17 protein-coding genes are annotated in these 22,197 nt (G+C 38.0%); 14 read left to right on the top strand and 3 right to left on the bottom strand.

Going from position 1 to position 22,197, the window contains the following annotated elements:
- Positions 1 to 497 precede the first annotated feature (497 nt).
- The 3 genes from A5844_RS04245 to A5844_RS04235 form a co-directional block, all read right to left on the bottom strand.
- Positions 498 to 1,364, bottom strand: coding sequence for an NmrA family NAD(P)-binding protein (locus A5844_RS04245; RefSeq protein WP_086284025.1), 867 nt, complete (start codon positions 1,362 to 1,364; stop codon positions 498 to 500).
- Positions 1,361 to 1,777: a MarR family winged helix-turn-helix transcriptional regulator gene (locus tag A5844_RS04240; protein ID WP_179190533.1), complete on the bottom strand. Its 417-nt coding sequence runs from the start codon at positions 1,775 to 1,777 to the stop codon at positions 1,361 to 1,363. Before A5844_RS04240 ends, A5844_RS04245 begins: the two co-directional genes overlap by 4 nt.
- Positions 1,778 to 2,102: 325 nt before the next feature.
- On the bottom strand, positions 2,103 to 3,653 hold the full coding sequence (locus A5844_RS04235) for a ClC family H(+)/Cl(-) exchange transporter (RefSeq protein WP_086284023.1): 1,551 nt from the start codon (positions 3,651 to 3,653) through the stop codon (positions 2,103 to 2,105).
- 411 nt (positions 3,654 to 4,064) lie between these two features.
- Here A5844_RS04235 and pcrA point away from each other — a divergent pair, with 411 nt between their 5' ends.
- The 14 genes from pcrA to A5844_RS14545 all read left to right on the top strand — a co-directional run bounded on the left by pcrA (position 4,065) and on the right by A5844_RS14545 (position 21,463).
- Positions 4,065 to 6,308 carry a DNA helicase PcrA gene (gene pcrA / locus A5844_RS04230; RefSeq protein ID WP_086284022.1) on the top strand — a complete coding sequence of 748 codons (2,244 nt, stop codon included), beginning with the start codon at positions 4,065 to 4,067 and terminating at the stop codon, positions 6,306 to 6,308.
- A gap of 17 nt (positions 6,309 to 6,325) precedes the next feature.
- Positions 6,326 to 8,362 carry an NAD-dependent DNA ligase LigA gene (gene ligA / locus A5844_RS04225; protein ID WP_086284021.1) on the top strand — a complete coding sequence of 679 codons (2,037 nt, stop codon included), beginning with the start codon at positions 6,326 to 6,328 and terminating at the stop codon, positions 8,360 to 8,362.
- Between the two features lie 97 nt (positions 8,363 to 8,459).
- Complete coding sequence (gene gatC / locus A5844_RS04220; RefSeq protein WP_086284020.1) at positions 8,460 to 8,765, top strand: Asp-tRNA(Asn)/Glu-tRNA(Gln) amidotransferase subunit GatC; 306 nt, start codon at positions 8,460 to 8,462, stop codon at positions 8,763 to 8,765.
- Positions 8,765 to 10,237, top strand: a complete 1,473-nt coding sequence (gatA, locus tag A5844_RS04215; RefSeq protein WP_086284019.1) for an Asp-tRNA(Asn)/Glu-tRNA(Gln) amidotransferase subunit GatA — start codon at positions 8,765 to 8,767, stop codon at positions 10,235 to 10,237. The genes gatC and gatA overlap by 1 nt, the downstream gene beginning before the upstream one ends.
- Entirely contained in the window at positions 10,234 to 11,664 is a 1,431-nt protein-coding gene (gatB, locus tag A5844_RS04210) for an Asp-tRNA(Asn)/Glu-tRNA(Gln) amidotransferase subunit GatB (RefSeq protein WP_086284018.1), read from the top strand. The genes gatA and gatB overlap by 4 nt, the downstream gene beginning before the upstream one ends.
- Before the next feature lie 9 nt (positions 11,665 to 11,673).
- Entirely contained in the window at positions 11,674 to 12,738 is a 1,065-nt protein-coding gene (locus A5844_RS04205; protein ID WP_086284017.1) for a diacylglycerol kinase, read from the top strand.
- 298 nt (positions 12,739 to 13,036) lie between these two features.
- Complete coding sequence (rlmD, locus tag A5844_RS04200; RefSeq protein ID WP_086284016.1) at positions 13,037 to 14,407, top strand: 23S rRNA (uracil(1939)-C(5))-methyltransferase RlmD; 1,371 nt, start codon at positions 13,037 to 13,039, stop codon at positions 14,405 to 14,407.
- A gap of 340 nt (positions 14,408 to 14,747) precedes the next feature.
- Positions 14,748 to 14,951, top strand: a complete 204-nt coding sequence (locus tag A5844_RS04195; RefSeq protein ID WP_086284015.1) for a PLDc N-terminal domain-containing protein — start codon at positions 14,748 to 14,750, stop codon at positions 14,949 to 14,951.
- Positions 14,951 to 15,778 (top strand): ABC transporter ATP-binding protein, encoded by an 828-nt coding sequence (locus A5844_RS04190; RefSeq protein ID WP_086284014.1) that lies wholly within the window; start codon positions 14,951 to 14,953, stop codon positions 15,776 to 15,778. The genes A5844_RS04195 and A5844_RS04190 overlap by 1 nt, the downstream gene beginning before the upstream one ends.
- Complete coding sequence (locus A5844_RS04185) at positions 15,763 to 16,533, top strand: ABC transporter permease (protein WP_086284013.1); 771 nt, start codon at positions 15,763 to 15,765, stop codon at positions 16,531 to 16,533. The genes A5844_RS04190 and A5844_RS04185 overlap by 16 nt, the downstream gene beginning before the upstream one ends.
- A gap of 495 nt (positions 16,534 to 17,028) precedes the next feature.
- On the top strand, positions 17,029 to 17,238 hold the full coding sequence (locus A5844_RS04180) for a heavy-metal-associated domain-containing protein (RefSeq protein ID WP_086284012.1): 210 nt from the start codon (positions 17,029 to 17,031) through the stop codon (positions 17,236 to 17,238).
- A 288-nt stretch (positions 17,239 to 17,526) separates the two neighbouring features.
- A complete protein-coding gene (locus A5844_RS04175) occupies positions 17,527 to 19,995 on the top strand; it encodes a heavy metal translocating P-type ATPase (RefSeq protein WP_244610780.1) in 2,469 nt (822 codons plus the stop codon).
- Positions 19,996 to 20,434: 439 nt separating this feature from the next.
- Positions 20,435 to 21,004 (top strand): YdhK family protein, encoded by a 570-nt coding sequence (locus A5844_RS04170; RefSeq protein ID WP_086284011.1) that lies wholly within the window; start codon positions 20,435 to 20,437, stop codon positions 21,002 to 21,004.
- Between the two features lie 330 nt (positions 21,005 to 21,334).
- On the top strand, positions 21,335 to 21,463 hold the full coding sequence (locus tag A5844_RS14545; RefSeq protein ID WP_256924516.1) for a hypothetical protein: 129 nt from the start codon (positions 21,335 to 21,337) through the stop codon (positions 21,461 to 21,463).
- Positions 21,464 to 22,197 lie beyond the last annotated feature (734 nt).

Here is a 22,197-nt window from a genome sequence, read left to right as displayed (position 1 = left end):
AATCATTTAGTAAAATAGTGTTTTACTAACATACTTAGATTCATGGATTGGGGAATAGGATAAAGAAAAAATAGATGGATGCAACCATGTCAGACCAGCATCAAGATGTTCATCTTTCAAAGGGAGAGGGCTATCAGTTTTTCAACAAATGGAATAGCCGAACTGAATGGAGGTTGCTTCTGCGGTCTCATAGCTCCTTGCCACAAATCCAAGATGAATAGTACAAATCATCTAATGTAGTTTGAATACATGTTGAGCCACGCTAAATAACAAACGAAAGAAATAGGGCTATCACATAAAAGAAAAAAGTGGGAGAAAGCCCCCCTCTAAAATAAAGTTTGAATTTAAGGTTTCAACATGAGGGGAGCCTACCAATTGATCAGCTGATCTTTGATATTAAACTGTATACCAAGCTATTTTTAAGATTCTGTTTTACTGTCTAGGTAAAAGCGTGGATGAAACTTCTGTCCAGATTGGATTTTTTTCATCATTTGTGATTACAGAAAGTAGTTTTTGTAATCCTTTACATACGTCTTAAAGTCAGTTGCGGGTCTTTGGAGTACTGACTGAGCTGTCTCAGTTACTTTCTTGGCATTCCCGAGTTGAGTGATAAAATAGAGCATAGTCATGACATTTGCGTATTCTTTTGTTATTCCTCGATTGATCATGGTTTTTCTAAATTTGAGTAAACTTGGTCTGCTGTAACGAATAGTTACACCCAATTCTTTAGTCATGGTCTGAGCAACTTGATGATAAGTCAATGCTTCAGAGCCGGTTATCTCTAGTTCGGTATTCAAATACTTAGTTGTGGTCAAGCAAATGGCAGCAATTTCTCCTATATCTCTTGTATCAATGAAACTAGTTTTGGCATTTCCAGCTGGGATAAATAGTTCTCTATTTTTTTGGATATCTTCTCGGTGAGTAGTATTCAAATTTTGCATAAAGAAACTTGGACGAATAAACGTAAATGGAATAGCCAACTCACGGATCATTTTTTCAATCTTATGATGAGGAGTGAGAGGATTTTTTTCTACGCCGATCAGTGAGACAAAGACGATTTGTTTGATGCCTTTGCTTTTCACTGTTTTTAAAAAAGGAAACATATCTTTTTGAGGATTTGACAGTTGGGGCGGACGGATAAAAAACACCTTACTAACTCCTTCTAAAGCAGAATCAAAGGTCGAATGGTCCAGAAAATCAAATTTTTTGATAGATACGTTTGGGTATGGTTGAAAAACCTCATGGGCTTGTTTGACATGGAACACACCGGCAATAATCTCAACGTCAGTGTTTTTATTTAGTGATCGAATAAGCGGTAATCCTATATTACCAGTACCACCAATAACTAAAATTTTTTCTTTCATCCGTTTTCTCCTTCATATTGTAGCTTTGATAATAAATGATCCAGTGTTTCTCTTTCTGTAAGGGTAAGTGGAGATAGAAACTGTTCAAGGACTTCTTCGCTGGCCTTTTTATAGAGGCGTAAATCTTTTTCTTCATCCGAAGATAAATGAAGCAAAAATGCACGTCGGTCAGTAGGGACTCGGTGCCTAACGATCAAATTTTTTTCTTCTAATCTTTTGATGATTCCCGAAAGTGTTTGTTTATCGATATCTAAAGATTGACTGATTTGTCCAGCAGTTAAACTTTCTTCGCTTTGTCCAATCCGTTGAATGACAGCCCACTGCTGTGCAGTAAGTCCGTAGTGTTCCATCGTTTGGTTCAGATTATATTTTAATTTTTTTGAGGCATTTAATAGTAAATAGGCAGTATTCAAAAGCATCCCTCCTGATAGTAAGTGTACTTACTATCAGGAGGGATGTCAATTTAAACTCGTATGAAAAATTGAATACTTTATTATTCAGCTGAAAATAGGAGGAGTTTCTTTGAGTAACCTTAAGGAGTAAGGGTTATTTTCTCAACTTTTTTCTAAATCCTTAGCGCTGAATGACTTTTTTATGATCTTGAGTTAAGTTCCATCAGCTGATTTTTGGCAAGAAGAAAAACTCTCAAAAGTTATAGAAACTATTTTTTTGAGAGTTTTTAAGGTCTGGAGGCAATGAGGCCTTATCCTCTTTTGAAAGACTTTTTCACGAGTTATTTTATGTCGATTTGACTGCTGTGACGGATGAGCGGAGGGCGATATCATTTTTGACTTCGTGAAGGTGTCCTTCATCTGTCAAGATCACTAATAAGTCACCAACGGTCATGATCGTATCTCCATGTGTCAGAATCTCATCATTTCCTCTGATGATCGTCACCAATAACATATGTTTAGGCCAGCTAACATCCCTGACCATCAAACCATCCAGAGAGCTTTCAGGAGTAATAGGAAATTCAAAAGTCGTTTTCCTTTTTAATACGGGTAGCTCTTTGTGAACCACTAATCGTTCAAGTAATGATTCATAAATAGGGTTTCCTCCCAGAAGATCGTTCACTACATAAGCAATCAAAGCAACTAAACCTAAAGGCATCAAATGATTCAGTGAACCAACCATTTCGGTGACTAAGATAATAGCTGTTAAAGGAGCTTTCCCAATAGCCGCAAAGTAACCCGCCATGGAGACGACAATAAAATCTTTGACGTACATTGGGTCCATACCAAAATATTGAACCATAAAGGTGCCAAAAAGACTGCCAATCAAAGCGCCAAGAGTCAAAATCGGTAAGAAGATCCCGCCTGGCAGACTGGCTCCATATGAGATCATCGAAAAAATAAATCGTAACAGCAAAAGGCCAAGAATCAGTTTCAAAGGCAATGGCGCTTGCATTTGAAGTATCAACTGATTTCCACCACCTAAAGTATCTGGCCAAAAATAACCAACAAAAAGAAGTAGTGAAAAGGGTACAAATCCATGAAATGCTTGAGGCAATGGTACCCAGCGATAAATTTTAGGAAGATAAAGCAATACTTTTTGATAGATAAATCCTAAAACACCTAGAATAATCGCCAAGAAGATCAATGATTTGTATTCACTTAAAGGAAGTGAAGGAATTTGTCCAAGGGACAAAACGGGTTTTAACCCAAAAAAATAAAGAGAAACCATATTCGCTGTAATCGCTGAGGCAAAACTAGTTAACCAAACGAGAGGAGAAAAAGAATGATGGATCTCCTCTAAGACAAATAAGAGACCAGCAATAGGAGCATTGAAAGCTGCTGCTAGGCCTGCGCTAGCACCGCTAGAAATCAAAATCTTTTCCTCCGATGAAGTACTATGGAATAGTTGGCTAGAACCTTGTCCTACGACAGCACCTAATTGGATGGAAGGACCTTCACGACCTAAAAATAATCCTGAAGCTACGGAAAAAATGCCACCAATAAATTTCTTCCATAAAACAGAAAACCAGTTGACTGTTAATCGGCCTTGCAATTGCCCTTCTACTTGTGGGATGCCACTTCCTTTGATATCAGGGTCACTTTTAATCAGAAGACCGACAAAGTAGGCAACGAACAAGTTGAATAGTAGGAGATAGATCAAAAGAAAGGGGGTTGTTTGACTGATTACATACATTTTTTGGATAATTATCCCTAGTTTTTCAATAGAAAGTCTAAAAAGACTTACGATGATACCGGTAATAACCCCAACAAAGCCCCCTTTCAAAATAAAATAGACTCTTGTTTGATCAATTTTGATATGTTTGTTTTTTTTCATCTTATACGCCTCACTCCTCCTTAATTTATCGCGGATCTTCGAAGGATACAAGAGAAATATTGATAGAATAAAACAGAAAACGGTTTAGTCAATAAAAAAACGCTTAAAAACCCCTAGAAATCTTTTAAAAATCTTCTAAGAAAAAGGATATTGTATCTTCTTTTTTCGCAACTAATGTGGAATCATGAATTTTATTTGATATTACCACAAGAGACTTTTAAAAGTTTTTAAAATATCTCTGAGTGTTAGTTGAACGATTTAGTGGTGGGGAGAAGATTCTTGGATCACACTGGAACAAATCCAAATAGATAATCAGAAGAACGAAGACAGATTTCTACAAGAAGATTCGCTTTATTGAATGGGGGGATAATGCTATAATTAATAAGATTGATTAAGGAAAGGATGTTGTGCATGTCATCCAAAGTAAACTTATTAAATGGGATGAACCCCCGTCAGAAAGAAGCTGTCCTACATACAGAGGGCCCATTGTTACTGATGGCTGGAGCCGGTAGTGGAAAAACCCGAGTTTTGACTCATCGGATCGCTTATTTGATTGAAGAAAAAGAGGTAAATCCTTGGAACATCCTAGCGATTACTTTTACCAATAAAGCGGCTAAAGAAATGAAAGAGCGAGTCAATGCGATTTTAGAATCAGGTGGCGAAGAAGTATGGGTTTCTACCTTTCACTCCATGTGTGTTCGGATTTTAAGACGAGATGTGGATTACATTGGTTATAATCGTAATTTCACGATCATTGACTCCTCCGAACAGTTATCGTTGATGAAGCGGATATTGAAAGAATTGAATATTGATCCAAAAAAATATGATCCACGAAGTATTTTAGGGGCGATTTCCCAAGCAAAAAATAGCTTGTTATCACCTGAAGCTTACGGCAAAATGCAAGGAAGTTATTTTGAAGAGATCGCAGCTAAATGTTATGCTGCTTACCAAAAAGAATTGCAATACAATCAGTGCATGGATTTTGATGATCTAATCATGAATACTATTCGTTTGTTTGATGAGCATCCAGATTCTTTGGCGTATTATCAAAATAAATTTCATTATATCCATGTCGATGAGTATCAAGATACTAACCATGCTCAGTATACGTTAGTCAACATGTTGGCTGGACGATTTAGAAACCTTTGTGTCGTCGGAGATGCGGACCAAAGTATCTACGGCTGGCGCGGTGCGGATATGCAAAATATTCTCGATTTTGAAAAGGATTATCCAGATGCTGCAGTGATCTTGTTAGAACAAAATTATCGTTCGACGAAGAATATTTTAAGTGCAGCGAATCAGGTGATCGAAAATAATAACAATCGTAAGCCAAAAAATCTTTGGACAGAAAACCATGAGGGCGAAAAGATCACTTATTATCGAGCGGATAATGAACGAGATGAAACACGTTTTATCGTGGAACGGATGCAAACAGAAATTCAGCAAAACCATCGCAATTACGGAGACTTTGCTGTTTTGTATCGAACAAACGCACAGTCACGTGTAATGGAAGAAACGTTATTGAAAGCCAACATCCCTTACAAAATGGTCGGTGGTCATAAATTCTACGATCGCAAAGAAATCAAAGACATTTTAGCGTATTTAAATGTGATCGCTAATCCGCAAGATTCTTTAAGTTTTGAACGGATCGTCAATTCACCAAAGCGTGGGATCGGACCAGGATCAATCGAGAAGCTTCGAAGCTTTGCGAGCCTTCATGAATGGCCACTGCTTGAGGCGGCAAGAAATGTGGAATTAGCTAATATCAGTGGAAAAGCCGGGAAACAGCTAGGTTCATTTGGTGAGATGATCCATCAATTGACAGAAATGAGTGTCTACTTGTCTGTTACGGAGTTGACCAAAGAAGTGCTAGAACGTAGTGGGTACATGGAAGATCTAAAGATCCAAAACACTCTTGAATCACAAGCACGTATTGAGAACTTAGAAGAGTTCTTAACCGTCACACAAGAATTTGACCGGCGTTTTGAACGTGAAAATCAGGAAGATCCAGAGTCTTCTGAAGAAAAACTGGTCGTTTTCTTAAATGACTTAGCACTTGTATCGGATATCGATAGTTTAGAAGAAGAAACAAAACAAGTGACTCTGATGACTTTACATGCAGCTAAAGGATTAGAATTTCCAGTTGTTTTCCTCATTGGGCTAGAAGAAGGAGTATTTCCTCTGTCACGGGCCTTGATGGAAGAAAGTGAATTGGAAGAAGAAAGACGTTTAGCGTATGTTGGGATCACTCGTGCCGAGGAAGCTTTATTCTTGACCAATGCCTTTTCTCGTACATTATATGGGCGAACACAATATAATCGTCCTTCACGTTTCGTTGAAGAGATCGATCAAGAGTTGTTGGAGATCCACGGGATGCGCCCAACTCCTCAAAATACACCATTTCGTTCAAAAGCGACTACAGTCACTACACCTGCATACAAACAGCCAACAAGAGCAGGAGTTTCAACAAAAACAGCAACAGGTGGTGAAACAGCCAGTTGGCAAGCTGGTGATAAGGTGAAACATAAAAAATGGGGGAACGGAACGGTGGTTCGTGTCAATGGATCAGCAAAAGATTTGGAATTGGATGTTGCTTTTCCAAGTCAAGGTGTGAAGCGATTATTAGCTGCTTTTGCGCCGATTGAAAAAGTTTAATCAGGGGGAGATACACGATGGAACATGAAATGACGATTGATGAAGCCGCAAAAAAAGCGGAGGAACTTAGAACACAGTTAAATCGTTGGTCTCGTGAATATTATGTGATGGATAAACCAACTGTCGAAGATTATGTCTACGACAAAACCTATGCGCAATTAGTCGCAATCGAAGAACGATACCCAGATTTGATTACGGCGGATTCGCCGACACAGCGGGTAGGGGGCAAAGTTTTATCTGCTTTTGAAAAAGTCACGCATGATATTCCGCTATATAGTTTAAATGATGTGTTTGATCAAGCAGAACTATATGCCTTTGACCAGAGAGTCCAAAAAACAATTGGACATCCGGTCGATTATTGCTGTGAATTAAAAATCGATGGTCTTTCTGTTTCTTTACGCTATGAAAATGGTGAATTTGTCAGAGGTGCTACGCGAGGAGACGGAACTGTCGGTGAGAATATCACTGAAAACTTAAAGACAGTGCGTTCCGTTCCCATCAAATTAAAAGAAGACATCAGTATCGAAGTCCGTGGGGAATGTTTTATGCCAAAACGTTCTTTTGTCCAACTCAATCAGGAAAGAGAAGCAGAAGGAAAAGCCATTTTTGCCAACCCACGAAATGCAGCAGCAGGTTCGCTGCGCCAGTTAGATTCAAAAATCACTGCAAGACGTAACTTGGATACATTTTTATATACGGTAGCAGACTTTGGCCCAATGCAAGCACGTACACAATATGAAGCATTAGAAGAATTGGAAAAAATTGGTTTTCATACGAATCATGAAAAGAAACTTTGCCATTCAATCGAAGAAGTGTGGTCGTTTATTGAAGAATATCACGAAAAACGTAAAGATCTTCCTTACGAGATTGATGGGATCGTTGTAAAAGTCAATGATTTTTCTCTGCAAGATCAATTGGGGTTTACAGTCAAAGCACCACGTTGGGCAACGGCCTATAAATTTCCACCAGAAGAAGTAGAAACGGTCATTGAAGATATCGAATGGACGGTAGGAAGAACCGGCGTAGTGACGCCGACAGCTATCATGACTCCTGTCAGAGTTGCTGGAACGACCGTTAGTCGTGCTAGCCTGCACAATGGGGATTATATACAAATGAAAGATATCCGCTTGAATGATACCGTCCAAATCTACAAAGCGGGAGATATTATTCCTGAAGTGGCACAAGTGGTGTTAGAGAAACGTCCTAAAGATAGCCAAGAATATCCATTACCAGAACATTGCCCGATCTGCCACAGTGAGCTGGTTCATTTGGATGAAGAAGTTGCTTTGCGTTGTATCAATCCTAAATGTCCAGCTCAGATAAAAGAAGGATTGAATCATTTTGTTTCAAGAAATGCCATGAATATCGATGGCTTGGGACCAAGAGTTTTGGAACAGATGTATGATAAAAAATTAGTCGCAGATGTGGCAGATCTCTACAAGTTAACAGAAGATGAATTAGTGACCTTAGATAAGATCAAAGAAAAATCGGCTAACAATATTTTAAGTGCGATCGACAATAGTAAAGATAATTCTGTCGAACGATTGATATTTGGTCTAGGTATTCGTCATGTAGGAGCCAAAGCGGCTAAAATCTTGGCAGAACACTTTGGTGACCTAGAAACATTAAGTCGCAGTGATTTTGATGAAATCATTCAATTAGAGACGATCGGTGATATTATCGCTGATAGTGTCGTGACTTATTTTGAGAATGAAGAAGTCCATGAATTGATGGAAGAACTGAAACAAGCAGGGGTCAATTTCGAATATAAAGGGATCCGCACTTCTCAATTAGCGGAAGTGGAATCGCCTTTTAAAGAAAAAATAGTCGTCTTGACAGGGAAACTGACTCGTTTTACTCGAGAAGAAGCAAAGGAAACCATTGAAAACCTCGGTGGAAAAGTGACTGGCAGTGTCTCGAAAAAAACGGATATCGTTGTAGCTGGTGAGGATGCTGGGAGTAAATTGACGAAAGCACAAGAATTAGGTATCGACATTTGGTCAGAAGATAAAATGGCCGAAGCTTTAAGTCAAAGTCGTTCCGTTGAAGAATAAGATTAGTTTTTCAGATAAATTTCAAGAAAGAATTTCAGAATGAGAAATTCTTGTGTTAAAATAAAGTGCAAAGTTTCGTTTAGAAAGAAGGGGTACTATGGCGATTAGTGAAGAACAAGTAAAACACGTAGCTAAATTAGCAAAGCTAAAATTTGCTGATGAAGAGCGTGCAGGTTTTACTGATCAATTAGGCAAAATTATTGATATGGTGGAATTACTTGAAGAAGTAGATACTGAAGGTGTTCCATTTACATCAAATGTGGTTGAGACTGTCAACGTCATGCGACAAGACCGTGCACAACTAGGCTGGAGTAGAGATGAATTATTGAAAAATGTACCAGAAAAAGAAGATGGCTTCATCAAAGTTCCAGCAATCATCGATAATGGGGAGGCTGGCGCATAATGACAGAATTATACAACCGTTCACTGGAAGAATTACATCAGTTACTTGTATCAAAAGAAATCACTGCGCAAGATCTAGTGAGAGCGACATTCGATCGAATTAAAGAAACAGAGCCTAAAATCGATGCATTCATTACCTTGAATGAAGAAAAAGCTCTTGCACAAGCAAAAGCCCTTGATGAAAAAGGGATCGATAAAAACAATGTCCTTGCGGGCATCCCAATTGGGATCAAAGACAACATTGTCACGAAAGATCTTTTGACGACTGCGGCTTCAAAGATCCTTTATAATTTCGAACCGATCTATGATGCAACAGTCATGGATAAAGTGTATCAAGCAGATATGATCCCTGTGGGCAAATTGAACATGGACGAATTTGCAATGGGTGGAAGTACAGAAACCTCCTATTTCAAAAAGACCAAAAATGCTTGGGATCAAACAAAAGTTCCTGGTGGATCTTCCGGTGGTTCAGCAGCAGCTGTGGCAGCAGGACAAATCCCTGTTTCTTTAGGAAGCGACACAGGGGGAAGTATTCGTCAACCAGCAGCATTCAATGGAATCGTAGGTATGAAGCCAACTTATGGACGGGTATCTCGTTTTGGGCTGATTGCTTTTGCATCATCCCTTGACCAAATTGGTCCAATGACACGTACAGTTAAAGATAACGCATTGGCACTAACTGCAATCAGCGGCTACGATGAAAAAGACGGCACTTCTTCTGGTGTTTCTGTTCCTGATTTTGCCAAAGGATTAACAGGCGACATCAAAGGAATGAAAATTGCCTTGCCAACAGAATATTTAGGTGAAGGAGTCAATCCTGGTGTCAAAGAAGCTGTTTTAAAAGCAGCTGAAACTTTCCGCTCATTAGGAGCAACTGTTGAAGAAGTCAGCTTACCTCATTCAAAATATGGTGTAGCAGTGTACTATATCATTGCTTCATCAGAAGCAAGCTCAAACTTACAACGTTTTGATGGGATTCGCTACGGCTATCGTTCTGAAAATGTGAAGAACTTAGAAGATGTTTATGTAAATTCACGTTCTGAGGGATTTGGCGAAGAAGTCAAACGTCGGATCATGCTAGGGACATTCTCATTGAGTGCAGGATATTATGATGCGCATTTCAAAAAAGCAGGACAAGTCCGTACATTGATTAAACGTGATTTTGAAAAAGTTTTTGCCGACTATGATTTGATCATTGGCCCATCATCACCAACCGTTGCTTTTGGTATCGGTGAAAAGATCAATGATCCGATCACCATGTACATGAATGATATCTTGACGATCCCCGTAAATTTAGCTGGCCTTCCTGGAATGTCAGTTCCTGCCGGTCTTGTTGAAGGGCTGCCTGTCGGATTGCAGATCATCGGAAATTATTTTGACGAAAAAACGATGTATCAAGCTGCTTATGCCTTTGAGCAAGCGACAGAGTTCCATCAACAACAGCCAGCTATTTTAGGAGGGAAAGACGAATGAATTTTGAAACGATCATTGGACTAGAAGTCCATGTTGAATTAAAAACAAACTCTAAAATTTTCTCTCCAGCTCCTGCACATTTTGGTGCTGAACCAAACAGTAATACAAATGTGATTGACTGGGGATATCCTGGGGTTTTACCAGTAATGAACAAAGCCGCATTAGAGTTTGGGATGCGAGCAGCACTTGCGTTAAATTGTAAGATTTCAAAAGATACACATTTTGACCGCAAAAACTATTTCTATCCTGATAATCCAAAAGCTTATCAAATCTCTCAATTTGACCAGCCCATCGGTCATGATGGTTGGATCGAGATTGAAGTAGAAGGTAAAAAGAAAAAGATCCGTATCGAACGTGTCCATTTAGAAGAAGATGCTGGGAAAAATATGCATGGCATCGGCGGTTACTCTTATGTAGATCTAAATAGACAAGGAACACCGCTGATTGAGATCGTCTCAGAAGCAGATATGCGTTCTCCAGAGGAAGCATATGCGTACTTAGAAGCACTTCGCTCAATCATCCAATTTACTGAAGTCAGTGATGTGAAGATGGAAGAAGGATCTATGCGTTGTGACGCCAATATTTCATTAAGACCTTATGGCCAAGAAGAGTTTGGGACAAAAGCGGAATTGAAAAACTTGAACTCCTTATCATTCGTCAAAAAAGGCTTAGCTTTTGAAGAAAAACGTCAAGCGAAAGTATTGCTATCTGGTGGAGAAATCCAACAAGAAACAAGACGTTTTGATGAAACAACGAATAAAACGATCTTGATGCGTGTCAAAGAAGGTTCGAGTGACTACCGTTACTTCCCAGAACCTGATATTCCAAGATTTGTGATTGATGATGAATGGATCCAACGAGTGAAAGCTAGTCTACCTGAAATGCCAGCTTCTCGTCGTGAACGTTATATTCGTGACTTAGGGTTGCCAGAATATGATGCCATGGTCTTGACATTATCAAAAGAAATGTCTGACTTCTTTGAAGCGACTTTAGAAAATGGCGCAGAGGCAAAACAAGTGTCTAACTGGTTGATGGGTGAAGTTTCAGCCTATTTGAATAGTGAAAAAATGGAACTAGCGGAAACTAAGTTGACACCAGAAAACTTGGCTGGCATGATTCGTCTCATTGCAGATGGTACGATCAGTTCTAAAATGGCGAAAAAAGTTTTCCGTGAGTTGATCATCAAGGGTGGAGATGCTCAAGCAGTAGTAGAAGAAAATGGTTGGGTACAATTATCTGATCCAGCAAAGCTACTACCAATTATCAATGACATCTTAGACAACAACCAACAATCAGTCGATGACTTCAAAAATGGGAAAGATCGTGCTGTAGGATTCTTAGTGGGACAAATTATGAAAGCAACGAAAGGGCAAGCAAACCCTGGTGTTGTGAACAAATTGTTAAATGAAGAATTAGCGAAACGTTAGAGGAAGTATATGAAAAAAGCACGTGTTATTTACAATCCAACTTCTGGAAAAGAGTTACTAAAGCGAAACTTAGCCGATATCCTTCAAGTTTTGGAGGGATCGGGCTATGAAGCAAGTGCCTATGCCACGACTGCTGAAGAAAACTCTGCAAAAAATGAAGCACAGCGGGTTGCTGAATTAGGTTTTGATTTAGTGGTTGCAGCAGGTGGAGATGGCACGATCAATGAAGTAGTTAATGGGATCGCCCCACTGAAAGTACGTCCTAAAATGGCTATTATACCAGCTGGGACGACGAATGATTATGCTCGCGCACTGAAAATCCCAAGAGATAATATCAAGGCTGCAGCAGATGTCATTAGAAAAAATCAGACAGTCAAAATGGATATCGGACAGTCAGATAATAGTTACTTTATCAACATTGCTGCAGGTGGCTATTTGACTGAACTGACATATGAAGTCCCTTCAGAACTAAAAAGTATTTTTGGTTATCTTGCCTACTTAGCTAAAGGGGCAGAAATGCTTCCTCGTGTCAAGCCTATCAAGATGCGTTTGAAGTATGATGAAGGAGAATACAATGGGAATGCCTCCATGTTTTTCCTAGGACTAACGAATTCGGTGGGGGGATTTGAACAAATCGCACCGGACGCTAAATTAGATGATGGAAAATTTTCATTGATCATTGTGAAGACAGCCAATATTTTTGAAATCTTGCATCTTGCTGCATTGATGTTAAATGGTGGGAAACATGTCGATGATCCTCGGGTGATCTATACCAAAACGAGTCATTTGTATGTGGAGACAGAAGATAACATCAATCGCCCTGTCATGATCAATTTAGATGGGGAATATGGTGGAAATGCTCCAATGAATTTTCAAAATCTTCATCAACATATTGAATTTTATGCCAATACGGATCAAATCCCTGATGAAGCCATTACTGGTTCCGAAGAAGAATTAGAGGAAGTAAGTAAAGAGTTTGTCAAGGAAGTCGAGCGTTTGACAGATGAAGATATCGATGGAGATGGCAAAATTGCCGATGAAGAAAGAAATGAACTAGATGACAAAGTTGAGTAAAGAGTTTGACGAGTAAGCCTAAAGGTGAAAATCATTAGCCATCAGGGTACTTGTGGCCAAACTAGCTGACTAGTTCCGTTTGAGTCATGCATGACAACGAAACGGCTAGCAACTTCTCTTATCTATTTGTCATTGAATTAGTGAGACAGATAGGAAACATCATGTTTTTGGATGAAAGGGCTGGGAACGAAAGGCTTTCCCAGCTCTTTCGCTTGTCTGATGAAAAATGTATGAAAAGCTGAAATGATACAAAAGCAATCATGTTACTAAAGCCATATTATGCTAAAGGAGCAACTAAATGAAACAACAAACTGTTAAAAAAAATGAGCGTTACACAGTCGATATCGTCGACTTAAGTTATGAAGGATTAGGCGTAGCGAAAATCGATGGTTATCCATTATTTATTGAAAATACATTACCTGGTGAGCAAGTAGAGGTCCTTGTCGTGAAAGCTGGCACTAAGTTTGGTTATGGGAAAGTCGAAAAATTCTTGACTACTTCGCCTGATCGTCAAGACATTGAAAGTACTGTGTTATTACGGACTGGGATTGCTCCGTTGGCTCACTTGAAGTATGAACAGCAATTACTATTCAAACAAAAACAAGTGGAACAGGTCTTGACTAAAATCGCAAAGATGCCAGATGTTCCTGTATTGCCGACAATAGGAATGGAAGATCCAGTTGGTTATCGGAATAAAGCACAAATTCCTGTGAGACGAGTGGATGGCGAATTAGTGACAGGTTTTTATAAGAAAAACAGCCATGATTTAGTAGAAATAACTGATTTCTTTATTCAAGATTCTAAAATCGATCAAGCCATTATTAAAGTGAGAGAGATTTTGCAAAGATTCCAAGTACGTGGTTATAATGAAGAGAAAAACGAAGGACAAATCCGTCATATCATTGTTCGAAGAGGTCATTACTCCCACGAGATGATGGTCGTGTTAGTTACACGTAAAGAAAAATTCTTCAAAGCAAAAGAAATTGCTGAAGCAATTCATGAAGCTTTACCTGAAGTTGTTTCTGTGATCCAAAATATCAACGAAGAAAAAACGAACGTTATTTTAGGTAAACAGGAAAAAGTACTTTATGGGCGTTCTTATATCGAAGACCAATTGTTAGGTAAAACTTATCGCATTTCTTCCAAATCTTTTTATCAAGTCAATACAGCGCAGACCGAAGTCTTATACCAAAAAGCGATTGATTTTGCTGAATTGAAAAAAGACGATGTCTTGATCGATGCCTACTCAGGGATTGGAACAATCGGGTTATCATTAGCGGATCAAGTGGCGAAAGTTTACGGGATGGAAATGATTCCTGAAGCGATTGAGGATGCACAATTCAATGCTTTGACGAATAAAATCGAGAATGTCCACTATGAAGTAGGTAAAGCTGAAACAGTGATGAAAAAATGGCAAGATAAAGGCGTGAAACCAACAGTTGTAATGGTCGATCCTCCTAGAAAAGGGTTAGATGCTTCTTTCATTGATTCAACTATCGAGATGAAACCAGAGCGTATCGTTTATATTTCATGCAATCCTGCAACATTTGCAAGAGATGCCAAACTCTTTGCTGAAGGTGGCTATCGTCTACAAAAAGTCCAGCCAGTCGATCTATTCCCACAAACACATCACATTGAATGTGTAGGGTTACTGACACGGAATAAATAAATCAATCCTTATCAAAAAAGAGAGCATTCTAGGTACTACACCTAGGATGCTATTTTTATGCAAGTGTGCCTTTTTACAATCGTGTTTTACTAAGAACGACAATCCTTAGTGAAGGAACATGTATATTTCCATTTGATGCCTAAGGGGGTTGATGGCCATCAAGATTTTAGGTTTTAACTAGTAATTGGGATAGACTAGAGGGTTACTTCTAAACATACAAATGTTCATTCCAAAAAATAAGCAACAATGATACACTATTAGTATCATCGGAAAAACATTAAATACATAAATGTCAAACAGGCATTTAAAAAATAAGCTGTACAAACAGAAAGGAGAAAAAATGTCTGATCTTATTAAAGAGTACTTACCATTTCTAATCCCACTAATTATTATTCAATTTGTCTTGATGATCGCTGCAGTTATTCATATTATAAGACATGATAAGTTTCGTTTCGGTAATAAAGCGTTGTGGATCATCATTAGTGTCTTTCTCAATATCATTGGTCCAGTCTTGTATTTTACTATTGGGAGGAGCGATGACTGATGAATATACTTGAGATTCATGGATTATCGAAATCTTTTGGTGATAACAAAGTCATTGATGAGATCAGTTTCAACGTACCAGAAAACTGTGTGTTTGGTTTTATTGGTTCTAATGGTGCTGGTAAAACAACAACAATGAAAATGATTTTAGGCTTGCTGAATCCGGATAAAGGAGAGATATATGTAAATGGTGATCGGGTTCACTTTGGTGCTACCAAGACGAACCGCATGATTGGTTATTTACCGGACATTCCCGAGTATTATGGCTATATGCGACCAAGAGATTATTTGAGATTATGTGCGGATATTGCAGACATTGACAAGAAAAAAGCCACTGTTAGAATTGAAGAATTACTACGACTTGTAGGACTAGACCATGCAGACTATAGAATCAATGGATTTTCGAGGGGGATGAAGCAAAGATTAGGCCTCGCTCAAGCATTGATCGGTGAACCTAAACTGCTGATCTGTGATGAACCAACTTCAGCTTTGGATCCAGTAGGCCGTAAAGAAATACTAGATATCCTAAAAGAAATCAAAGGGAATACCACTGTAATATTTTCTACACATATCTTATCTGATATTGAAAGAATCTGTGACCGTGTTGCTATTTTAGATAAAGGAAAAATTGCATTTGAAAGTGATGTTGCTGATCTAAAAGTACGAAATAAGACCAAAGCAATAACGATTGAATTTAATGAAGAAGTAGAAACAGATCGTGTGCTGCAGGTGCTCAAAGAGAATAGTTTCATCCCAGTGAAATATGAAACTGCTGAATCTGTAATTGAAAAGCTATTCTTGGAGGTTACGCAATGCGACAATTTATAGCATTTACAAAAAAAGAATGGCGAGAAAGTGTAGCGACCTACAGAATATTTATTCTACTCGCAGTTTTTTTGATATTCGGGATGATGTCACCGTTGATAGCAAAGTTGACGCCTGAAATAATGAAAACCCTTGGAGAGACAAATCCAGGCATCGTGATAAAAGTCCCAGAGCCAACGGCCCTTGATTCATGGGGACAGTTCTTCAAAAATGTTGGTCAAATGGGTATTTTAGTAGTGATCATAGTGTTTTCAGGGATTATGGCGAATGAATTGACTAAAGGGACCCTAATCAATTTGTTGACCAAAGGATTATCAAGAAAAATTGTGATTTTATCGAAATTTCTAACGGCGAGTGTACTTTGGTTATTCGCCTATCTTGTCTGTCTTGGTGTTTGTTTTGGCTATACGGCCTATTATTGGGATTTAGGCGAAATCCCCCATGCATTCCTTGTGTTTGTTTCCCCATGGCTCTTTGGGGAATGGATGATTGCTTTAGTGATTTTTGGCGGAACTTTATTTGGGAATATTTATGGTAGTTTGCTTAGTTGCTTCACTGTCATAGTAGTACTGAGTATGATCGGTATCCTACCGAAAGCGAGTAAATATAATCCGTTGAGCCTTTCAGGTGGTACATTAAGTATATTGAGTGGGACAGGAAAACCTGAAGATTTTATTCCAGCTTTAATCATCTGTCTCGTACTGATTTTTCTTACCTTACTATTATCAATTGTCGTATTTGATAAAAAAAGAATCTAATCAAGGATTCAAAAAAATATTTCTATTTTTTAAACGAATACTAAAAAGCTATCTGTTTAAAGGTGCTTGTTGAATCTAAAGTTTAAAAAAGACAATATTTCACTAGGATCAAAAGACATGTTTGTATAGGAAACAAGCCAGAACATCTGAAAGTAGTTTTTCATATTTTCGATGTTCTGCTTTATTTCTTAAGGAGTTGCTTCATGAGCATCATCTATTTTTTAGAGGATAAGTAAAAAGGAGGAGAAAAAAATTTAACCTCAATTTTCTTATTATTAAAAACATCGACAACTTGAATAGAAACTACAGGAGACAAACGTATTCAATCCCAATCATTTATAAAAAAATTTTTAAGCATTAACGTTTACAAATGTAATCAAAGGAGTTAGAATGAAAGAGCAATGAAGTTTACAAATGTAAACAAAATATAAAATCTAAGTAGATGTTACAATTAGGAACGTAATTAGTAATTGTAGCTAGAGGGAGAGAAAAATGATGAATACGATGATTTACGCAGTACCTGATATGTCATGTGCTCATTGCAAAGCAAAAATCGAGAAAGAAGTGGAAGCTTTAGCGGGGGTTCAATCAGTGAATGTCGAAATCGCTACAAAAACATTGACTGTCATTGCGGATGAACGTGTAACAAATGAAGCCATTGTAGTAGCGGTCAGCAAAGCAGGTTACACAGCTGAAAAACAGTAATAGATTAGTGGTATCAGATTGAGACAAAGTAAATTTTAGGCTCTTGAAGGTGGATTATTTACGAGGTGAAATAGCAGTTGGGTGAAATTGACTTGGAAAATAGTGAAGCCTCACTTTAATCATAAGAAGGATAATAATACAAAGTGTGAAGAGCTGTTTTCTATTGTTTTCCTTATGTCACCAGTACAAAATGCTTCTATCATGAACTTCATGAGATAGATGTAGAAGTAATTCCTTAAGATGTATATACTTTCGTCACAATCTTATCTTTTAAAGGAGATGACTGAATTGGTAAAAGATACTTACGCAATTGAAGGAATGACCTGTGCTTCTTGTGCGCAATCGATCGAAAGAAATGTGAAAAAGTTAAAAGGAGTTCAGGAAGTATCTGTCAATTTAGCGACAGAAAAAATGAATATTGCTTATGACAGTCATATGCTTTCTGAAAATGATATCGAAAAAGCGGTCGCTGATGCTGGGTATAAAGCGTTAAAAAATATGACGAATCAAGAATTTGAAATCGAAGGGATGACTTGTGCTTCCTGTGCTCAAACGATTGAAAAGAGTGTGGCAAAGATCAACGGAGTCTCAAAAGTATCGGTTAATCTAGCGACAGAAAAAATGAATGTTTCTTATGATCAAGATATTGTATCGACCAATGAACTATTAAATGTAGTTGAAGGGGCGGGGTACAAGGCGATTCCTGCAACGGCTTTGCCTTCAAAAGATCAACTCGGAGAAAAACGGCAAGCACATATTAAGGAATTGTGGACACGTTTTATTTGGTCTGCTGTGTTTACGATACCTTTACTCTATATAGCCATGGGACCGATGTTACCTTTTGGAGGATTACCTTTACCGAATTTCCTAGATCCAACGCATCATACGATAACTTTTGCAGTTACTCAATTGATTCTGACATTCCCAGTCATTTATTTGGGTCGTTCATTTTATACAGTAGGTTATAAGGCATTATTCAAAGGACATCCGAATATGGACTCACTGATTGCTATCGGAACAACAGCAGCATTGTTACAAGGAATTGTGATGACGGTTCTTTTAGCGACTGGTCGTGTAGTGGTCCATCATGGACATCCTGATTTATATTTTGAATCAGCTGCCGTTATTCTAGTTTTGATTACATTAGGAAAATATTTAGAGGCTGTATCTAAAGGGAAGACATCAGAGGCTATCAAAAAATTGATGGGTCTAGCACCAAAAACTGCTCGAGTCATCCGTGATGGGCAAGAAGTGGAGATCTCTATTGAGGAGGTAGTCACAGGTGACATTCTAGTGGTTCGCCCAGGAGAGAAGATTCCTGTAGATGGGGTAATCGTTGATGGAAGTTCGTCTGTTGATGAATCTATGATCACGGGGGAAAGTCTACCTGTTGAAAAGAAAATAGAAGATACGGTTGTGGGCGCGAGTATCAATAAAAATGGTTCCTTCCGTTTTAAAGCAACAAAAGTTGGTAAAGATACGACACTTTCTCAAATTATAAAATTAGTGGAAGAGGCGCAAGGGTCAAAAGCCCCAATTGCAAAATTAGCAGATAAAGTCTCTGGGATATTTGTCCCAATTGTAATGGGGATAGCAGTTCTTTCTGGATTAGCTTGGTTCTTCTTGGGCCAAGAGTCTTGGGTCTTTGCTTTAACCATTACCATCTCTGTACTAGTTATCGCATGTCCTTGTGCGTTAGGTTTAGCCACACCAACGGCGATCATGGTTGGAACTGGAAAAGGTGCTGAAAATGGTGTCTTGATCAAAAGCGGGGATGCATTAGAAGAAGCACAAAAAATCCAGACAGTTATTTTTGATAAAACGGGTACGATCACCAAAGGAAAACCCGTTGTCACAGACATTATTCATTATAATGAGTATAGTGATGATGAGGTGCTTTTACTAGCAGCATCGGTAGAAACTGGTTCTGAGCATCCATTAGGAGAAGCAATTGTTGAAGGCGCAAAAGAACGAAATCTACCACTGAAAAACATGAAAGAATTCCAAGCGATACCAGGGCATGGCATTCAAGGCAAGATCGAGGAACAACTAGTTTGTTTAGGCAATCGCAAATGGATGCTAGAAAATCAGATTGATTTACTGGATGCACAAGAGATATCCGATCGTTTAGCCTCAGAAGGAAAGACACCTATGTATCTTGCTGTTGATGATAAACTTGTTGGGATCGTGGCAGTAGCAGATACTATCAAAGAAACAAGTGTTGCAGCCATCGAGAAATTACACCGCATGGGGATCCAAGTAGCCATGATCACAGGTGACAATAAAAGGACTGCTGAAGCCATCGCTAAACAAGTCGGAATTGACCGAGTCTTTAGTGAAGTATTACCAGAAGATAAAGCAATGGAAGTGAAAAAACTACAAAATGAAGGCATGTATGTAGCAATGGTGGGGGATGGGATCAATGATGCTCCAGCTTTAGCCCAAGCAAATGTAGGGATTGCGATTGGTTCAGGGACAGATGTGGCCATTGAATCAGCTGACATTGTTTTGATGCGTGGCGATTTGATGGATGTACCAACAGCAATTGAACTAAGTCGAGAAACAATCAAGAATATCAAGCAAAACTTATTCTGGGCTTTTGCGTATAATACGATTGGTATTCCAATTGCGATGGGCGTTTTGCACCTATTTGGTGGTCCATTACTAAATCCGATGTTTGCCGGAGCTGCGATGAGTTTAAGTTCAGTTTCAGTCTTACTGAATGCTTTAAGATTAAAAGGATTTAAGCCTAAATGATCAAGTGTAGATTGCCACTTTAAGAGTACTAGCTTTTGAAGTGGCTTTTCATTTTTTAGAAAAAGTTTTTCGCTTGTAGAGGTAAGTCAGGACCAAAGGAACAAATTTGCTACGAACTTCTTATAATCAGCGTTTAGTAGTTATAAGTGCTTTCTTTTGAGCGTCGCTTTTGTTCCCTATAAAGGTGTTACTAAAAAATAGAGCCAAAGGATACTTTCTACTATTTTATTTACTAGTAAAAGAAGCAAACAATACTAAGTAGCGTTACCTGAGCCATCAACTGTGTAGGGGATATGGATTTTGAAGTGATCGAGCATAGATAAGTTACCTCATAAGAGCTACCAAATGTGTAGCTAGAACAAATGTATGAATCAACGTTTCTTTGAGAAAAATTTGCTCTAGTAATCTCATTATAAACGATCTTTAGGAGGAGAAAAAAATGAAAAAAATTATCGGAAGTGTTATGTTAGGATTAAGTTCGTTAGTAATATTAGGGGCATGTTCTACTACAAATGAATCAATAAATACGCAACATTCTGAGCATCCTAGTGGTAGTATGAATTCGTCGTCCATGGAAATGCCTATGCATGATTCTGGAGAAATACCTGATAACATGAAGAAAACTGAAAATCCTAAATATCCCTTTGGAACAGAAGTAAAACTTGTTGGCGGCCATATGTCTGGGATGAAAGGTGCTCAAGCGACAGTGGTCGGAGCGTATGATACAACCATTTATGCAGTGACATATCTGCCAACAGATGGTGGGGAAGAAGTGGAAAATCATAAATGGGTAGTCCAAGAAGAGCTAAAAGAGAGTAATGAACCCTATTCAAAAGGAGATCGGGTAGTTTTAGAAGCGGATCATATGGAGGGGATGAAAGGAGCAACGGCAACTATTGATCAAGCAATAAATGGTACGGCCTATATCGTTGATTATGAGCCTACAGATGGTGGGAAAACAGTGACGAACCATAAATGGCTAATTGAAGAGGAATTAACCGAACAATAGTATTTTATGAAAATGCTTGCCCTGTTGAATAATAACTAAACGTAAAATGAAAGCGACTGTCTGAAAGCTGATTTTTCACTAGGAGTAATTGCACTTCATACTTCAAATGATAGCTACTTTTGTATAGATAGCCATCGTGAAGAAGCGGTGAAATCAATGCTCAACCGCAAAACTGAAAAATAAGAGAAATCAGTCTACTAAAAAGAAGTATTTCTTTGTTTTTTACGTAAAACAGACGAAATAAATCAGAAAGCGTGAATTTTTTTCATGAAAATGTGGTACAATGGCAAAGTATCTCATTGAGTGGAATGGTTTAGTAAAGGAGAAAATATGAATTCTAAAGAAAAAATGCTTGAATTGATCAAAAAGAAGCAAGGCGGCGGTCGTTCTGAAAAGATGTCAGAACCAAAAAATGATCGTCGCAATATGCGAAAAGGTCCTAAAATTTATAACAAATAGTTTCTTGACTCAGCCAAGAAAAATTGACGAGGATCTCAGTATGATCAGTTAAATAGGACAAAACGATCGAATAAAGAGAAGGGAGAAATCTTATTTTCCTTCTCATAAAATGAATAAGTGGCGTTTTAAAAGACGTCCCTTCAAAAAAGAGAATCTCGAAAATAGGTAAAACTATTTTTGAGATTCTTTTTTTTGAGTGGAATTGCTTTATTATTCAACCCATTTCTATGAAGGAGTGATAAAAATGAGCGTGGAATAAAAGTATTGTTTACACTTATTTCACGCTCTAAGTACGTATAAACGGTGGAATCAGAAGCAACTCCTTAGATAATAAGCTGAAATTCACAAAAATTTGAAAATCAATTTTCGTAAATTCCTTCTTATTTCTCGGAGTTAAACACTTCTGTTCCATCCTCTGTTTTCTAAGATTTAATTTAGGAATGGAAACTATAGTATTATGCTGATTTTTTGGATGACAATTTACAATAAATGAAAAAAATTGTGAATATGATGATAAAAGTACTTGTTAAGATTTTTTATTTCATATTATAAATAAATTGCTATGATTAAAGTAGAATTTATTTAAAAAAGTTGGAAAGAGGTAATAGAAATATTTCATAGTGCCTTATTGTAGGATTCTATCTGAGTCAGCAACTATCTAATGTAAAGATGGATGTTTTAAGAAAGTACTGGCCGCTTGTAGGATCATGGTTCAGCAGTTATATGATTATGGT

It is taken from the genome of Candidatus Enterococcus wittei, from assembly GCF_002140175.1.
Lineage (GTDB): Bacteria > Bacillota > Bacilli > Lactobacillales > Enterococcaceae > Enterococcus_B > Enterococcus_B wittei.
Note: the sequence above shows the minus strand (reverse complement) of the source record. Positions and strands in the feature narration are given on the sequence as shown.